The organism is Bradyrhizobium sp. MI1.4, assembly GCF_055811315.1.
On the sequence record NZ_JBVVPP010000016.1, the window covers coordinates 50869 to 66164 of the forward strand.

17 protein-coding genes and 1 tRNA gene are annotated in these 15296 nt (G+C 64.1%); 8 read left to right on the forward strand and 10 right to left on the reverse strand.

The features are described from left to right. Nucleotides 1-141: 141 nt before the first annotated feature. Nucleotides 142-1068 carry a LysR family transcriptional regulator gene (locus tag AC0L23_RS19740; RefSeq protein ID WP_473357320.1) on the reverse strand — a complete coding sequence of 309 codons (927 nt, stop codon included), beginning with the start codon at nt 1066-1068 and terminating at the stop codon, nt 142-144. A 110-nt stretch (nt 1069-1178) separates the two neighbouring features. Between AC0L23_RS19740 and AC0L23_RS19745 the strand changes: the two genes are divergently transcribed. The 3 genes from AC0L23_RS19745 to AC0L23_RS19755 are packed head-to-tail and all read left to right on the forward strand — an operon-like array spanning nt 1179 to nt 4302. Next, nucleotides 1179-2537 carry an MFS transporter gene (locus AC0L23_RS19745; protein ID WP_018458110.1) on the forward strand — a complete coding sequence of 453 codons (1359 nt, stop codon included), beginning with the start codon at nt 1179-1181 and terminating at the stop codon, nt 2535-2537. Beyond that, nucleotides 2534-3031, forward strand: coding sequence for a GAF domain-containing protein (locus AC0L23_RS19750; RefSeq protein WP_473357321.1), 498 nt, complete (start codon nt 2534-2536; stop codon nt 3029-3031). Before AC0L23_RS19745 ends, AC0L23_RS19750 begins: the two co-directional genes overlap by 4 nt. Nucleotides 3032-3048: 17 nt before the next feature. Beyond that, the gene (locus AC0L23_RS19755; RefSeq protein ID WP_247371713.1) at nt 3049-4302 is read left to right on the forward strand and encodes a metal-dependent hydrolase family protein; all 1254 of its coding nucleotides are present in this window, start codon (nt 3049-3051) and stop codon (nt 4300-4302) included. A 2-nt stretch (nt 4303-4304) separates the two neighbouring features. Here the strand turns inward: AC0L23_RS19755 and AC0L23_RS19760 are convergent, their stop codons facing one another. Next, nucleotides 4305-5285, reverse strand: coding sequence for an NADPH:quinone oxidoreductase family protein (locus tag AC0L23_RS19760; protein ID WP_473357322.1), 981 nt, complete (start codon nt 5283-5285; stop codon nt 4305-4307). A 56-nt stretch (nt 5286-5341) separates the two neighbouring features. Continuing rightward, complete coding sequence (locus AC0L23_RS19765; RefSeq protein ID WP_473357323.1) at nt 5342-7399, reverse strand: ATP-dependent helicase; 2058 nt, start codon at nt 7397-7399, stop codon at nt 5342-5344. Between the two features lie 127 nt (nt 7400-7526). Between AC0L23_RS19765 and AC0L23_RS19770 the strand changes: the two genes are divergently transcribed. Continuing rightward, nucleotides 7527-8117, forward strand: coding sequence for a TMEM175 family protein (locus tag AC0L23_RS19770; RefSeq protein ID WP_247299708.1), 591 nt, complete (start codon nt 7527-7529; stop codon nt 8115-8117). Between the two features lie 9 nt (nt 8118-8126). On the opposite strand, the gene AC0L23_RS19775 is transcribed toward AC0L23_RS19770, so the two are convergent. Further along, on the reverse strand, nt 8127-8513 hold the full coding sequence (locus AC0L23_RS19775) for a YciI family protein (RefSeq protein ID WP_018458115.1): 387 nt from the start codon (nt 8511-8513) through the stop codon (nt 8127-8129). Between the two features lie 197 nt (nt 8514-8710). Between AC0L23_RS19775 and AC0L23_RS19780 the strand changes: the two genes are divergently transcribed. Next, nucleotides 8711-8890, forward strand: a complete 180-nt coding sequence (locus tag AC0L23_RS19780; RefSeq protein ID WP_473357324.1) for a hypothetical protein — start codon at nt 8711-8713, stop codon at nt 8888-8890. A gap of 29 nt (nt 8891-8919) precedes the next feature. Beyond that, nucleotides 8920-9123: a hypothetical protein gene (locus AC0L23_RS19785; RefSeq protein WP_473357346.1), complete on the forward strand. Its 204-nt coding sequence runs from the start codon at nt 8920-8922 to the stop codon at nt 9121-9123. A gap of 7 nt (nt 9124-9130) precedes the next feature. On the opposite strand, the gene AC0L23_RS19790 is transcribed toward AC0L23_RS19785, so the two are convergent. Continuing rightward, the gene (locus AC0L23_RS19790; RefSeq protein WP_473357325.1) at nt 9131-9844 is read right to left on the reverse strand and encodes a substrate-binding periplasmic protein; all 714 of its coding nucleotides are present in this window, start codon (nt 9842-9844) and stop codon (nt 9131-9133) included. A gap of 361 nt (nt 9845-10205) precedes the next feature. Between AC0L23_RS19790 and AC0L23_RS19795 the strand changes: the two genes are divergently transcribed. Next, entirely contained in the window at nt 10206-12617 is a 2412-nt protein-coding gene (locus AC0L23_RS19795; RefSeq protein ID WP_473357326.1) for an ATP-binding protein, read from the forward strand. 352 nt (nt 12618-12969) lie between these two features. Then, nucleotides 12970-13043, forward strand: a tRNA-Gly gene (locus AC0L23_RS19800). Between the two features lie 72 nt (nt 13044-13115). Here the strand turns inward: AC0L23_RS19800 and AC0L23_RS19805 are convergent. The 5 genes from AC0L23_RS19805 to AC0L23_RS19825 all read right to left on the reverse strand — a co-directional run bounded on the left by AC0L23_RS19805 (nt 13116) and on the right by AC0L23_RS19825 (nt 15228). Continuing rightward, nucleotides 13116-13241 (reverse strand): hypothetical protein, encoded by a 126-nt coding sequence (locus AC0L23_RS19805; protein WP_368507841.1) that lies wholly within the window; start codon nt 13239-13241, stop codon nt 13116-13118. A gap of 85 nt (nt 13242-13326) precedes the next feature. Next, nucleotides 13327-13989: a hypothetical protein gene (locus AC0L23_RS19810; protein ID WP_473357327.1), complete on the reverse strand. Its 663-nt coding sequence runs from the start codon at nt 13987-13989 to the stop codon at nt 13327-13329. A 251-nt stretch (nt 13990-14240) separates the two neighbouring features. Then, nucleotides 14241-14516: a hypothetical protein gene (locus AC0L23_RS19815; protein WP_085351254.1), complete on the reverse strand. Its 276-nt coding sequence runs from the start codon at nt 14514-14516 to the stop codon at nt 14241-14243. Nucleotides 14517-14684: 168 nt separating this feature from the next. Then, nucleotides 14685-14858 (reverse strand): hypothetical protein, encoded by a 174-nt coding sequence (locus tag AC0L23_RS19820; RefSeq protein ID WP_162847287.1) that lies wholly within the window; start codon nt 14856-14858, stop codon nt 14685-14687. 73 nt (nt 14859-14931) lie between these two features. Further along, complete coding sequence (locus tag AC0L23_RS19825; RefSeq protein WP_245288494.1) at nt 14932-15228, reverse strand: hypothetical protein; 297 nt, start codon at nt 15226-15228, stop codon at nt 14932-14934. Nucleotides 15229-15296 lie beyond the last annotated feature (68 nt).

The following is a 15296-nucleotide window of genomic DNA, read 5'->3' on the forward strand; positions in this document are numbered from 1 at the left end:
CGGGCGCGGCTTTCGCGCCTGTCACTGGGGAGAGGATTGCTTTGGTTGGAGCTAAGCAGCAGGGACTGGCGCGCAATGCTGCTTCGAGAAACCCATTGTTTCCCTTTTTTCATGGTGTCCGGGGGCGCACCACCCGCGGCTTCAGTCGGACCTGGCGAACATCTCGACCAGCGTGTCGCGCAGCCAGCGCTGCGCCGGTACGGTGTCGTTGCGCTGGTGCCAGAACAGGCTGACGATGCGCGGCGGCGCCTTGAGCGGAAGCGTCATGGCGTGCAGGAACGGCGCGTGCCGGGATTGCGAGCGCAGATCGCTCGGCAGCACGGCGATCAGGTCGGACTGGCGCACGATTTCGTAGGCGGCGCTATAGTGATTGACGGTCGCGACCACGTTGCGCGACAGCCCTCGCGAGGCGAGGAAGAGGTCGTAGGACGGCAAGGTCTTGCCGGCGAGGCTCACATCGACATGCCCCGCGTTGAGGAAACTGCGCGTGCTCAGCCGCTTCATCGCCGCGAGCGGATGGCTGCGCCGCATGAAGCAGGCGTAGTCGACGGTCCACAGCGAGCGCGAGCGGATGGCGGCCGGCTGCTGCGCCTCGTTGACATAGACGCTGAGGACGCAATCAACGCGATTGTCCTCGAGCTGGTCGGCGATCTCCAAAATGGTGTTGGGAACGGTGTGGATTCGCGCCTTGGGCGCGACCTTGCCGAAATGGTTCAGCAGGTTTGGCATCACCAGCGAGGCGACGTAATCCGACATCGACAGGCTGAACTCGGTCTGAGCACGGTGCGGATCGAACACCTGCTCGTCGAGCGCGCCGCGGACGGTTTCGAGCGCTTCGCCGATCGGCTCCCACAGCACCACGGCGCGCTGGGTCGGACGGATGCCGGTGCCGGACCTGACGAACAGGGGATCGCCGAGCGCGTCCCGCAGGCGTGCGAGCGCATTGCTGACCGCCGGCTGCGTCATCAGAAGCGCGTTGGCGGCGCGCGTGACGCTGCCCTCGGTCATCAGGGCCTCGAACACTTTCAGCAGGTTGAGGTCGAGCGAGCGAAACGACAGAACATTCACCCCAGTGATGTACTAGATCATGATTATAAATTATGACGATAATATCTCCTTGTCTATGGTTCCCCCGGGAATGAGCGGAGTGCCGGCCCGCCAGACAGAGGGGGACTTTCATGTCGATGATCTCGGCGCGGATCGAGCGCCTTCCATTCGCACGCTTCCACAAGCATCTACTGCTGATGGGCGGGCTCGGCTACATGTTCGACGCGATGGACGCAGCCGTGCTGGCGTTCATCCTGCCGGTGCTGCGCACGACCTGGAATCTGTCGAGCGTCCAGATCGGCGTGCTCGGCAGCAGCACCTATATCGGCTTCCTGTTCGGCGCGCTGCTGGCGGGCACGCTGGGTGACCTGATCGGCCGTCGCGCGGTGATGATGTCGGCGCTGGCACTCTATTGCGTCGCATCCATCGTCAGCGCTGCGGTGAACGACTGGTCGTCCTTCTTCGCCGCCCGCGTCGTCGCGGGCATGGGCACCGGCGCGGAGAGCGCGATCATTGCGCCCTATCTGGCGGAATTCGTCGCACGGCGTTACCGCGGCAGCTTTACCGGCGCGCTGGCCGGATTCTTCTCCTTCGGTTTCGTCGCGGCGGCCTTGCTCGGCTATTTCATCGTGCCCGCCTCTGAGAACGGCTGGCGCATCGTTCTGGTGATCACCGCGGTGCCGGTCGTCATGCTGCTGTGGTGGCGCAGGGCGCTGCCGGAATCGCCGCGCTGGCTGGAAAGCCGGGGCCGGGAGAAGGAAGCCGCAGCCGTGCTGGACAGGATCGAGGCCGGATTTGCGAGCCAAGGCCATGTCCTGCCGCAACCGGTCGTCGAAATCACGGCGCCTGCCGTGACTGGTGGGACGCTGCTTGCCAATTTCGCCGCGCTCCTCGCCGGCCGCCAGGCGCGCATCACCATTATGACCTGGATCATGTGGCTTACGATCACGTTCAGCTACTATTCCTTCTTCGTCTGGATCCCCGGCCTTCTGGTCCAGAACGGCATGAGCATCACCAAGAGCTTCGCCTATTCGATCGCGATCTATTGCGCGCAAATTCCCGGCTATTTCAGCGCTGCGTACTTCAACGAGCGCATCGGCCGGCAGGCGACGATTGCCTCCTACATGGTGCTCGGCGGCGCCAGCGCGCTTGGACTTGCATTCGCGCAGAGCGATCAGCACATCATGGTCGCCGGAATCTTGCTGTCCTTCTTCATGAACGGCACCTATGCGGGGGTCTATGCCTATACCGCCGAGGTATTTCCGACGGCCGTCAGAACCACCGGCGCCGGGCTCGCCTCCGCGATCGGCCGCATCGGTGCGATCGTCTCGCCGATCCTGGTCGGCTATCTCTATCCCAATTTCGGCTTCGCCGGCGTGTTCGGCCTCACCACGAGCGTGCTGCTGTTAGGCGCGCTCACCGTGGTGCTGATGGGCGTGCCGACACGCGGCCGTTCGCTGGAAGAGATCGCGGCAGGCGAAGTCGCATGAGGGAGACGAAACACCGATCCGATCCGCTGCTCTGCGCGGTGGCGGCCGCGCAGGGCAGGGCGGATCAGCCGGATGCCCTGTACTCGGCGCTGGACGGCGCCCTGAAGTCGGCGATCGGGCACAAGCTGTTCACGATCCTGACCTATGACGACGACACGAGGGAAGCCGCGCGGGTGTATTCCAATCTGCCCGGACCTTACCCCGCGGGCGGCCGCAAACGCCTGGCGCCGGGGCCGTGGACCGAGGCCGTGCTCGACCGCGGCGAGGCCTATATCGGCCGCACCCGGGACGATCTGCGCGAGGTGTTCTCCGATCACGAGCTGATCGCTTCGCTCGGCTGCGAAAGCGTGCTCAACATGCCCGTGCGCTGGCGCGGGCGCACACTCGGCTCGCTCAATCTGCTCCATGAGGCAGGCTGGTACGTCGAGGACGATAGCGCCGCGTGTCTTCCATTCGCCCAGCTCGCCTTGCCCGCGCTGCTCATCCAGTCCTGATAAGACAGGAAGTCGTCATGTCCCGTGTGCTCTTCAAGAACGCCGCTCTGCTCGATCCGCTTCAGCCGGACCTCCTGGAGGGACATCACGTGCTGGTCGAGGACGGTCTGATCAAGGAGGTCTCCGATCGGCCGCTCCAAGTGGAAACCGACCGCACCGTCGATCTGAAGGGCAAGACGCTGATGCCCGGCCTGATCGACCTGCATGTGCATGCGATCGCCGTCGAACTCAATCTGGCGCAGCAGGTGCACATGCCGAACGTGCTGGTGACGCTGCGCTCAACGCTGCTGCTGCGCGGCATGCTGCGGCGGGGCTTCACCACCGTGCGCGACGCCGGCGGCGCCGGCCATGCGCTGAAGCAGGCGATCGAGACCGGTCTCACCGACGGTCCGCGGCTGTTCGTCTCGGGACGTGCGCTCAGCCAGACCGGCGGCCACGGCGACATGCGGGCCCGCTCGGATTATCTTGCCAGCGACGCACCGTGCCCCTGCTGCGTGCGTGTCGGCGCGCTGGCGCGCGTTGCCGATGGTGTCGACGGCGTGCGCAGGGCGGCGCGCGAGGAACTGCAGATGGGCGCCGACCAGATCAAGATCATGGCCTCCGGCGGCGTTGCTTCACCGACCGATCCGGTCGGCGCCTTCGGCTACTCCGAGGACGAGATCCGCGCCATCGTCGAAGAGGCGCGCGGGCGTCAGACCTATGTGCTCGCCCACGCTTACACCGCTGCCGCGATCGAACGGGCGGTGCGCTGCGGGGTGCGCACCATCGAGCACGGCAATTTGGTCGATGCTCCGACCGCGCAGCTGATGGCCGAGAAGGGCGCCTATGTGGTGCCGACGCTCGTCACCTACGAGGCGCTGGCTAACGAGGGTGCCCAATATGGCCTGCCGCCCGAAAGCGTTGCCAAGATCGCCGATGTCCGCGACGCGGGCCTGCGTTCGCTCACGATCTACCGCGACGCCGGCGTGAAGATGGGGTTCGGCAGCGACCTGCTCGGACCGTCGCAGCGTCTGCAGAGCGACGAGTTCCGCATCCGTGCCGAGATTCTCGGTCCCCGCGCCGTCATCGCCAGCGCGACATTGGTCGGCGCCGAGGTGCTCGGCATGGACGGCAAGCTCGGCCGCATCATGCCCGAAGCCATTGCGGACCTGCTCGTGGTCGATGGCAATCCGCTGCGCGACGTGGCCTGCCTACTCGGCCAGGGCGAGCACATCCCGATGGTGATGAAGGCAGGCAAGGTCCAGTTCGACCGGCTGGGGGCGCGCAACTAATCCTATTTCGAGATGCGCACGACCATCTTGCCAAGCGCCCCGCGCGTCTGCATCGTCCTGAACGCTTCCCGGAAATCATTCAGCGCGAAGATGCGACCGACCACAGGCTTCAGCTGCCCCTCGACCAACCAGGCCGTCAGCTCCGACATCAGGCGCTTCTGCACCTCGGGCTCGCGGATTGGAAGCTGCGCGAGGTCGACGCCGAGCAGGGCGCCGCCCTTCAGCAGTGGCAGGTTGAATGGCAATGCAGGGATCGCGCCGGCGGCAAAACCGACCACGAGATGACGGCCGCGCCAGGCGATGGAGCGAAAGGCCTGTACTGAGACTTCGCCGCCGACAGGGTCGAAGATCACGTCTGCGCCGCGTCCTGAGGTCAATTCCTTCAGCGTGTCGCGCCAGTTGGTCTGCGTGTAGTCCACCACAGCGTCGGCGCCGTGCTGTCGCGCGAACGCGCGCTTGTCTGGTGTCGATGCCGCTGCGATCACACGGGCGCCGAGCAGCCTGCCAATCTGGACGGCCGCGATTCCCGTGCCGCCCGCTGCGCCCAGCACCAGAAGCTGTTCGCCTGCGCCGAGCGACGCGCGCGCACTCAGCGCATAGAGGGCGGTCAGGTAATTGGCACGAAACGAAGCGGCGACCTCCGCCGCGACGCTGTCCGGCAGGGGATAGAGCGCTTCGGGGGTGACGACGATCTCTTCGGCAAGCGCGCCCGAGCGCGTCATCCCCATTACGCGCATCCCGGGTTGATAGCCGCCCGGTGCGCCGGGGGCTTCGTCCACGATGCCTGCGAATTCGGTTCCGGGAATGAAGGGCAGGGGATCCTTGGTCTGATAGCGCCCCTCCATCTTCAAACCGTCCACAAATCCGATTCCTGCAGCCTCTACCCGGACACGCAGCTGTCCGGGTCCGATGTGTGGAGACGGAACGTCCTTCAGGGCGATTTGATCGATCGGCGCGTATTGCTCGACGACGACGGCTTTCATGTCGGACCTCTGTTGTCCAGTTATGCTGACAGGTCTCGACACCAGCCTCTTGTGTCTTACCGCCACATTCCGCGCATGCGCGCCCCGATGTCGACCTTCGGCCCCTGCGCCGCCGTGCGGGCCGCGCTTGCCCCAGCCTTCGGCCAAGCGGTGCGTTCGAACAGATAGACCAGCGGCTCCGGGATGAAGCGGGTGCGCGAGGCGTAGACGTGGCGGTCGCCCTTGGCTTGCTGGCCGTGGGTGAAGAAGCGCTGCGGCACCACGAGGTGCAGGTCGTCCTTGGCGCGCGTCATCGCGACATAGAGCAGGCGGCGTTCCTCCTCAAGCTCGGCGCTGGTGCCGGCGCCGAGATCCGACGGCATGCAGCCGTCGACGACGTTGAGCACGAACACCGATTTCCACTCCTGGCCCTTGGCGGAGTGGATGGTGGAGAGGATCAGATAGTCCTCGTCGCGCAAGGGCGGCCCGGATTTGTCGCTGGTCGCATCCGGCGGATCGAGCGTGAGCTCGGTCAGGAATTTCTCGCGCGAGGCATAGCCGCTCGAGATCTGCTCGAGCTGCATCAGATCGGCGCGGCGGGTCTCGGAATCCTCGTGGAGGCGATCGAGATGCGGTTCGTACCAGAGCCGCACGCGTTCGAGATCGGCCGGCCATTCCGAATAGCGCAAATTTTCGATGGTGCGGACGAAGCCGGTCCAGTCCGCGCCGGTGCGCGGCGGCACCGGGAGCTGGCCGAGCGCGGCGAGCGGATCGGAGCTTTCCGCCATCTGATCGAGCACACGCTGCGCGGTCGCAGGTCCGATGCCCGGCAAGAGATGCAGGATGCGAAATCCCGCGACGCGGTCGCGCGGATTTTCGGTGAAGCGCAGCAGCGCGAGCACGTCCTTGACATGCGCGGCATCGAGAAATTTCAGCCCGCCGAACTTGACGAACGGGATGTTGCGGCGGGTCAGCTCGATCTCCAGCGGGCCCGAATGCGAGGAGGTCCGGAACAGCACTGCCTGGTGCTTCAGGAGCGCGCCTTGCTCGCGGTTGGCCAGGACTTCCTCGACGATGTAACGGGCCTGGTCGGTCTCATCGTGCACGGTGACGAGCTGCGGCTTTTGCGCGGAGCTGCGGTCGGTCCAGAGGTTTTTTGTGAAGCGCTCGCGCGCCAGGCCGATGACGCCGTTCGCCGCCGCCAGCACGGGTTGCGTCGAGCGGTAATTGCGGTCGAGCGTGATCATCTCGGCGCGGGGCGAGAAGCTCTGCGGAAAATCCAGAATGTTGCGGACCGTGGCGGCGCGGAACGAATAGATCGACTGCGCGTCGTCACCGACGACGGTGAGGCCGCGTCCGTCCGGCTTCAGCGCCAGCAGGACCGAGGATTGCAGGCGGTTGGTGTCCTGATATTCGTCGACCAAGACGTGATCGAAGCGGCCGCCGATTTCTTCCGCGATCAGCGCATCGCTCATCATCTGCGACCAGTAGAGCAGCAGGTCGTCGTAATCCAGCACGTGCTGGGCCTGCTTGGCCTCGACATAGGCCGCGAACAGGCCCTTCAGCTCGGCCGCCCAGCCTGCGCACCAGGGATAGTGCGCCCCCAACACCTTCTCGATCTCCATCTCGGCATTGACGCAGCGCGAGTAGATCGACAGGCAGGTGCCTTTGGCGGGAAAGCGGCACTCCGTCTTCGACAATCCGCGCTCGTGCCGGACCAGATTCATCAGGTCGGCGGAATCCTCGCGGTCGTGGATGGTGAAGGCAGGATCGACGCCGATCCGCTCGGCATATTCGCGCAGCAACCGTGCGCCGATGCCGTGGAACGTGCCGGCCCAGGTGAGCGCGTCGCGCATGATCGCGGCATTGTTCTCGCCGAGCACTTTTCGGGCGATGCGCTCGACCCGGCCGGCCATCTCGGCCGCGGCGCGGCGCGAGAACGTCATCAAGAGGATACGGCGCGGATCGCTGCCCGCGACGATCAAATGCGCGACGCGGTGGGCCAGCGTGTTGGTCTTGCCGGAGCCCGCACCGGCGATGACGAGCAGGGGCGCGCCCACGGTCGCACCATCGGCCACGCCATGCTCCACGGCGCGGCGTTGCTCCGCATTGAGCGTGTCCAGATATGTCGCCACGAATCGCCCCGGTGAAACAGCCAGCGTCGGCGATCCCGCTGCGAATCGCAATGCGTCTGGACGGGACCGATGTTAAGACCTAGGGACAAGACGGCCCAAGGTTCCATTCCGAAAAGCGCCACCCGGCATGACCGAGCTCAAATCCGACCAGTTCGAGATGCGACGGCTGGAATCGCTCAGCAACACCATCTTTGGCGTCGCCATGACGCTGCTCGCCTACGATCTGCCTAGGGCCGCGGTCTTCACCAGCGCGCCGGACTGGAACGATCTCGCCCGGGTCTATTCCGGCAAGCTCGCGGGTCTTGCGCTCAGCTTCATCATCGCCGGCGTGTTCTGGATCAGCCATCACCGGCGGCTGGCGCGCCAGCCCGTCGGCAGCCGCGGCGCGGTGATCCTCAATTTGTTCTTCCTGCTGTCGATTGTGCTGCTGCCGGTGACCAACGGCCTCTACACCAACTACGCCACGAGCAGTGCGGTCGCCGTGCTCTACGGCCTGCACCTGACTGCAATCGCCGGCCTCAATGCCTGGCTGTGGTGGAGGATCTTGGGCGGCTGGCGCCAGGAGATCATGGCCTCGTTGTTTCCGCTGCTGGTGTTCATCCCGGGCACGGTCGTTGCGGCGTTCGCGCCGCAAGTCGCGCCGTTCGTGTGGTTCATCGCCTTCGGCGGGCTGCTGATCCAGCGCTTCTATGTCGGGCCCACCGGGACGGACAATTAGGCCTGCCGTTCATTCGCCGGAGGGCGTCGCGCCGAACCCGTCGGCCGGTACGTAAAGCTTGACCGGGCGGATTTCGTAGACCGCTGAGGGATTGACCTGGCGCAGCGTTCGCGCCGCCGCGATCGCCTCCTCTTCCGTGTCGTACTCGACGAGGTGGAAGCCCAGAAGCTGCTCCTTGGTCTCGGCAAATGGGCCGTCCAGCACGACCCCCGCGCCGGGGCCGCGCAAGGTGCGGGCCTTTCGGGTCTCATCCAGGCGGGCGGCCGGGCCAAAATGGCCGCTTGCCCGGAGGGGAGCCTGAACCTCGATGACCTTTGCCACGACCGCGGCGTCCTTCTCGGGCGTCCAGGACAAGATCTCGTCTTCCACGTGATAGGCCAGGATGGCGTAAAGCATCGTCACCTCGTTGATTTTCGCTGCGCGCGTCCAAAGGACGTATCACCACCGTCGCAGCCGACAATGGGGCTGCGGAAAATATTGCGTCGCGGGGTGCGGCGACGAAACCTTCCCGAAACCAGATTGCGGCCGAAAGGTGTGAACGCCCCGCGAAATCGGCGCGACTGATTGCCACCAAGAGCACTTCGGAGGCGGCCATGTCGACCACCAAGATCATCTGCGACGCGCGTCGGACGGGAAAGTCGGAGCTTGCGGATCTGCACGACCAGAGCAGCCACCATCGCTATTACGGCAGCTCGGCCGAGAGCGGCGGCGAGCGCATCGTTGAAAGCCGGCGCGGCAAGCGCCCGCGCGCAATAAACGTTTGCGGCTTCTAGGCCCAATGCTTGCGAAACAGCCTGCGACCATGAACGTCGTGCAGATATCGATCGCCGCGATGCCGTTCCTGCTCTCGCTCGCGAGCAGGTCCGGCAAGGCGATGGCGCCAAGCCTGCTGGCGGGCATCTTCACCGTGCTTCTCGGCAGCGAGCCGCCGTGGGCGGCCATGGCCTGGTGCGTCGGGCTGTTGATCGCGGCGGTTGCGATGCGGGAGCGGACTCGCACGACCTAACCGCGTGTCACATCCCGCTCAGCACCTGCTTGATCAGGGTTTCCCGCAACCGGGCGATTTCGCCGCTCGCCTCCATCTGCTCGATCATCCTTCCGACCTTCGGCACGAGATCGCGATGCCGTTCATGCAGATGGTGGTAGATGCTGATGCGCTCGAGGGGTGGTGAGAGCGGGTGGATCCTGGCCTGGAGATTGAGTTTCCTCACCGCAGCCAACCCGCTGAAGAGGTCGGTGACCAGCACGTCGATGCGGTCGGCGTCGAGCATCTTGACCATGTTGTCGAGGCTTGTCGTCGCCGTGACCCGGGTCATGCCGCGCGTACCGGCTTCCGACGAGCCGACGCCGCGTACGATGCCGATGCTGTAGTCCCTAATTGAATTCCAGCCGGCGACGTCGAACTGCAGTTTCGTGGTGAAGACAGTAGGCTCGATGTAATTGATCGCAGGTGTCACCTGGATCAGCGTCGGATAGTCGCGAGAGAGCGTTCCAATCCGCTGGACCTCGCCGTCGACCTCGCCGGTGCTCGACAGCGCGAGCGCGCGCTTGCCGGGCACATCCTCGAATTCGAGCTTGATGTTCAGCCGGGCATAGACCGCGCGGAGCATCTCGCCGCCGACATATTGATCGGGGATATCGGCGATGCGCGCCAGCCTGATGACCTCTTGCGCCTGCGACGGGCCTGCCGCGAGCAGCAACAGGCAGACCACGACTATCCGCCTCATGACGCATCTCCCTGGCCATGCCTCTTGGGCGTGCCCTGCTACCATCGGATTCCGGTGCCGCGATCTACCGGAGATGGCGGCTGCGCCGGTCCGCAACGTTGAGAGCGCGTTCCCGCTGTATGGCGGCTCCGGACTTTCACCGATGTCATTCTAGCACGCGAGGTGGTAGTTTGCCTGGGAATCCTGCTGCTGGGCGCAAGATATGACCCCGTCGAGCTCAAGCCGCCCAAGGGCCAACAGGATCATCGGCCGACAAGATCGCCACGTGTATCGCGTGCTGAGGCAGCGCCTCAACCGTTCACCTGCTCGCGGCTGCGATCGGTAAGCTGAGCAGGTGCCGCCATTTTCGAGGACATGGTGCATGGGCGACGCAGGTGACGATGATATCAAGCGTGGCCGCGCCATTGCGCCGGCGGCTGCGAAGCAGGATTTGACCGGCATCGGCGCCCCGCTCGCGCCTCCGATGTTCGCGGCGCTCCTGTCGCGGATCTTCAACTGGTCGCGCAGCGGCGTCGGGCCTCGGCTGCTTGCCGCCGTGCTGCTGTTCTCATCGGTCGTGACGCTGACCCTGACCGCGCTCCAGCTCTATCTGGATTACAATCGTGAGGTCGGACTGATTGAGACGCGGCTCGACGAGATCGGCCGCAGCACTACGGGCAGCCTCGGAGAGAGCCTGTGGAATCTCGACCAGAACCAGCTCAAGCTCCAGCTCGATGGCATTCTGCGGCTGCCTGACATCCGTGCGGCGGAAGTCCGCGAGATCGCCGATCGGCCAAATCCGATCCGTGTCGAAGTCGGCGAGCGAAACACCCGTTCGATCATGACCCGGGAATTTCCGCTGACCACCGTGTTGCAGGGGACCTCGCGCGCCATCGGCACGCTCCGGGTCGAGGCGACGCTGACCGACGTCTATCAGCAATTGCTGAACAGGGCCCTCGTCATTCTGGCAAGCCAGGCGGCAAAGACGTTCCTCGTCTCGTTGTTCATCATCTACATGTTTCATCTGCTGGTGACCCGGCATCTCGTCGCCATCGCTGAATACGTCGGCAAGTACAGCCTCGGACGGCCGCCGCCGCCTCTGCGCCTGGAGCGCCGGTCGCCTGACGATGCCGACGAGCTGGACAAGGTCGTCGTTGCTTTCAACGCCATGTGCGCCAACCTCGAACATGCCTATGGCGAGCTGCGCGAGGCCAATGGGAATCTCGAGCGTGACCTGAAGATACGGCAGCGCGCCGAGGAGAACGCCCGCGCGAGCGAGCAGCGCTTCCGTGACTATGCCGAGACCGCATCCGACTGGTTCTGGGAGACCGGTCCGGATCACGTGTTCACCTATATTTCAGATCGGGCCGGTGCTTTCGGCATGGACCCCAAGGCGCTGATCGGCAGGCGCCGTTCAGACGCCGCCTTCGACCACGATGCCGAGCCGCAGAAATGGCGCAGTCACTGGGCCACGCTGGATCGCCACGAGCCGTTCCGGAAGTTCGAGTATCGCGGCCGCGATGCGGCTGGCCGCGCGCACCATTTCAGCGTTAACGGCCAGCCGGTGTTCAGCGCCGACGGACGCTTCATGGGGTATCGTGGTTCGGCTACTGATCTGACCGAGCAGCACGAGACGGAGGAGCGGCTTCGCCAGTCGCAGAAGATGGATGCGATTGGTCAGCTCACCGGTGGCGTCGCGCATGACTTCAACAACGTGCTCACTGTCATCACCGGCACCATCGAGATCATCCGGGAGGGACTGGCGGACAAGCCCGACCTCGCCGCGATCGCCCAGCTCATCGACGATGCGGCGGCGCGAGGCGCGGAGATCACCTCGCAGCTCTTGACCTTTGCGCGTCGCCAGCCGCTGGAACCGCGCGAGATCGACGTCAGCGGCCTCGTGCTCGAGACGGCGAAGCTGTTGAAGCCGATCCTGGGCGGAAACGTCGAAATCGTGACCCGCCTCGCGGACGACGCCTGGCCGGCGATGGCCGATCCGTCGCAGCTGTCGTCGGCGATCATCAATCTCGCCGTCAATGCGCGGGATGCGATGCCTGGCGGCGGCACGCTGACGCTCGAGACCGCGAACCGCGAATTCGATGGCGCGGATGGTGCCGGTGACGGCGACGCCACGCGCGGCGCCTTCATCATGGTCGCGGTGGCGGACACCGGCCATGGCATCCCCGCCGACATCCGCGACCGCGTGTTCGAGCCGTTCTTTACCACCAAAGGGGTCGGTCGCGGCGCCGGGCTCGGCCTTAGCATGGTCTACGGCTTCGCCAAGCAGAGCGGCGGCAGCGTTGCGATCGAGAGTGAGGAAGGCCGCGGCACCGTGATTCGGCTGTTTCTGCCGCGATCTGCGGGCGGAGCGCAGGCGAGGGCCGGGTCGCTGCAGGCGCCCGCGGCGGCACGCGGGCACGAGACGATTCTCGTCGTCGAGGACGATCCGCTGGTGCAGGGCTATGTCATCGCCCAGCTCGGCAGCCTTGGCTATCGCACCCTCGCAGCCGGCGACGGCGCAACCGCGCTTGCGCTGGTTCAGCAGGGCGCCCAATTCGATCTGCTGTTCACCGACATCATCATGCCCGGCGGCATGAACGGGCAGGAACTGGCCGAGGCCGTGCGCCGCCTCCGCCCGGGGATGAGGGTGCTCTATACGTCCGGCTATACCGACAACGCCCTCGACCACGACGATCATCTCGGTCCCGGCGTTGCGTTGCTGAGGAAGCCGTACCGGAAGGCGGACCTGTCATCGAGGATCCGCGAGGTGCTCGCCGGCGAGCCGCCCGCCTGAGCAGCCGGCGCGCGACGCCAACGAAAAAGGCGCGGCGGGGGAAGTCCCCCGTCGCGCCCGATTTCTTGCTCGCTGGTCCAGGGCTGAGAGCGCCCCGATGCCAAGCCTCTATTCAAGGCTTAGCGGGCGATCCCAGCGAGGTGACAGCGCTTGGTAAAAGACACTGGATCACCTCCTTTCGTTGGTTGCGGAAGATTTCAATATAGGCGGCAATTCCGCCATTGTTAAGGGGAGGCGGGTCCGGAGGAACCAGCGGCTGTTCGCAAGGCCGGGAAAGCGCTGGAAGCCCCATCTGGGCAGTTGATCTTGGGCAGTTGAGACCGCCGCCCGGCCGTGTTAGGGAGCCCCTGTCGCGGGTGTAGCTCAATGGTAGAGCAGCAGCCTTCCAAGCTGAATACGAGGGTTCGATTCCCTTCACCCGCTCCAATTATTTCAATAACTTAGCGCGTTAAGGCCTTTCCATTCTGACAAGCCGCGCATTCTCATTCTGACAAACGTTCACTTTCCTTTCGCTTGTTTTGCACGCCGCTTGATGCATTTCATTTGCGCATCTTGCTTTGCCTGATCGTCGTCGTGCAGATAGTGCGCCATAGCTGCCGTCGACGACCACTGACCCTTCTTCATTAGCTGCGTTTCCGTGAGCCCGGATGTGCCTTGCTTCGGTCGTGCCGCGGTGGCGGCCGAAAGAGGTAAAAGTTAGCTCGGGCCGTTAACCTGCAGCCAAGATAATCTTCTTCGTGATGCGTTGGACTTGAGTCAGCGTCTCGCCCTTGCCAAACCAGGGTAGACTGCTCCCATCACGTCGCAACATCAGACCTCCTGTCGGACGCAGCTCCTTGATCGCGTCGAGCTCTGCCATTAGCAGCGGGTAAAGTGCCTTCCCCTTGGCGTTGAATAGGGGGTCCCCAGATCCAGTGCTGGTCTTGTAGTTGATGACGTAGACGTGGCTCGGGGGGCGGTAGTGATCAGCCGTGGAACGAATGAAAATGTGGGCCTCGCGCTGAAGCAACTCCCAGCCGATCAGTGCACTGGTGGCAAGCGACGGATAACCCATTTCGATCGCTTTCGTCCGGAAAGCTGCAAGCTCCGCAAAGGTCGCGTGCGACGTTTCGCGCGAACTGGACTGCAGGCCCATCTTTTCGAAGGGATTTCGAGGCGGGAGCAAGCCCGGATGTGCTCGGGAAATGGCGTTCCATGCGCTACGTGCGGTCTTCATCGCGTGATTGACCGTCGTACGGCGTTCGATCTTTTCGCCTTTCACTTCTTTGAAGAGCAGTTTTTCGAAGAGCTGATCGACGAAAGCGGTGTCAATACTTGCGACCCGGCGCGTCCCCAGTCGTCGGCCATCTTGCAAGATGTACTCACCGATCATTTTGATGCCAGTCTCATGAACCCGGCACTGACCGGGGCTCAAAGGCTGAAGTCGCTTAGCTGTCTTCTGGGGACCACGTTTGACGGTAGAGATGAAACATCCAATCTACCGTGCCGATGACCACGCCAATGCCAATCGGATTTTGCGTCCTCGCCGCCCATGCGCCAGCTATCTGAAGCTCGACCTGAACAGCACATCCTGCAAGAACTCATCCTGCAGGATGCGGTGTACGTACTGCCCAGCAAGAGCTGTTAGCGGCAGACGTAGCTGCCGTTAACCAGAACGCGGACACAGGCGGTGCCCACCGCAGCCGCACCAACTGCCGCGCCGCCTACGACCGCACGCCTGGTGGTGCGCCGTGCAACGCCGGCCACTGACACGGGTGTCAAGGGGCGTCCGACCCGTGCTTCTGCCCGGCCTAGCGAGAGCGACAGGCCTTCGTCGGCCGACCAGTCGATTGAGCCGGACACTCCGAGGGCGATCACGGCACCTGCGAGTGATAATCTTGTGAGCATGCCACGCTTCATGATGGTCTCCGTCCTGTGAGAGTGAATTTGGATCGCTCCATGGTTCGCTGCTCGGACCATTGATCAAGGTCAAGGAATCGCAAGAAAACGGTGCAGCTGGTAAGCGCGGGCGACACGCGAAGACGCTTCCAGCAGAATGGGGGCGGGAGCGACAGCTTCTCCGACTCTTTACTTCTGCACGCAGAGCGGTCTCAGCGTCTCGTCGCTGCTGCGCGCTTTCGCGTATTCCATCAACGCCATCCGGGCTACCTCGCAACGCTCTGCGCTTGAAAACTCTTGTGTCGATATGACGGCGCCATTCGCGACGCCAAGCCAGCTGATGACGACCAGAACATAGGTCATGGTATCCTCCCCCTAGTCTCCTGAGCGCAGATTGGCGCACATACATGCACATACATGATGCCATCACCGCCCTTCACCAACGAGCCTGGGACGCATCCGGTGCAATTGCGCGCCGCATAGTCGGCCAGCCGCTATAGCCGTAACTCCACGATCCGCCGAAGTAATAGGCTCGCACCGCGTACCAGGGCAAACCGTCATTCGTGTAGTAGTGACCGCGATAATAAGGAGTGACGTACAATCGGGCGGCCGCTTGGGCGTTGTCGAGTCGCAGCGAGATCCCGCCTCGGTCGGTCAAGCCAATGAACAGCGTCGTGCCGCATACGAGCGCGGCGACGGCAACGGCAATCTTCCTTGCGCTTATCGACTTCATGGACGTTCTCAAAAAATGAACTTCAACGCCACAACAGGGCGGCGATTTGCGTTAGATCAAGGGAATCA

What these genes read in the sequence shown, in the direction of transcription:
- AC0L23_RS19805 (WP_368507841.1), bottom strand. Translation starts at nt 13,241, where the DNA reads ATGAAGAAGGGTCAGTGGTCGTCGACGGCAGCTATGGCGCACTATCTG.
- AC0L23_RS19750 (WP_473357321.1), top strand. Translation starts at nt 2,534, where the DNA reads ATGAGGGAGACGAAACACCGATCCGATCCGCTGCTCTGCGCGGTGGCG.
- AC0L23_RS19815 (WP_085351254.1), bottom strand. Translation starts at nt 14,516, where the DNA reads ATGAAGCGTGGCATGCTCACAAGATTATCACTCGCAGGTGCCGTGATC.
- AC0L23_RS19780 (WP_473357324.1), top strand. Translation starts at nt 8,711, where the DNA reads ATGTCGACCACCAAGATCATCTGCGACGCGCGTCGGACGGGAAAGTCG.
- AC0L23_RS19790 (WP_473357325.1), bottom strand. Translation starts at nt 9,844, where the DNA reads ATGAGGCGGATAGTCGTGGTCTGCCTGTTGCTGCTCGCGGCAGGCCCG.
- AC0L23_RS19820 (WP_162847287.1), bottom strand. Translation starts at nt 14,858, where the DNA reads ATGACCTATGTTCTGGTCGTCATCAGCTGGCTTGGCGTCGCGAATGGC.
- AC0L23_RS19755 (WP_247371713.1), top strand. Translation starts at nt 3,049, where the DNA reads ATGTCCCGTGTGCTCTTCAAGAACGCCGCTCTGCTCGATCCGCTTCAG.
- AC0L23_RS19825 (WP_245288494.1), bottom strand. Translation starts at nt 15,228, where the DNA reads ATGAAGTCGATAAGCGCAAGGAAGATTGCCGTTGCCGTCGCCGCGCTC.
- AC0L23_RS19785 (WP_473357346.1), top strand. Translation starts at nt 8,920, where the DNA reads ATGAACGTCGTGCAGATATCGATCGCCGCGATGCCGTTCCTGCTCTCG.
- AC0L23_RS19795 (WP_473357326.1), top strand. Translation starts at nt 10,206, where the DNA reads ATGGGCGACGCAGGTGACGATGATATCAAGCGTGGCCGCGCCATTGCG.
- AC0L23_RS19770 (WP_247299708.1), top strand. Translation starts at nt 7,527, where the DNA reads ATGACCGAGCTCAAATCCGACCAGTTCGAGATGCGACGGCTGGAATCG.
- AC0L23_RS19810 (WP_473357327.1), bottom strand. Translation starts at nt 13,989, where the DNA reads ATGATCGGTGAGTACATCTTGCAAGATGGCCGACGACTGGGGACGCGC.
- AC0L23_RS19760 (WP_473357322.1), bottom strand. Translation starts at nt 5,285, where the DNA reads ATGAAAGCCGTCGTCGTCGAGCAATACGCGCCGATCGATCAAATCGCC.
- AC0L23_RS19745 (WP_018458110.1), top strand. Translation starts at nt 1,179, where the DNA reads ATGTCGATGATCTCGGCGCGGATCGAGCGCCTTCCATTCGCACGCTTC.
- AC0L23_RS19775 (WP_018458115.1), bottom strand. Translation starts at nt 8,513, where the DNA reads ATGCTTTACGCCATCCTGGCCTATCACGTGGAAGACGAGATCTTGTCC.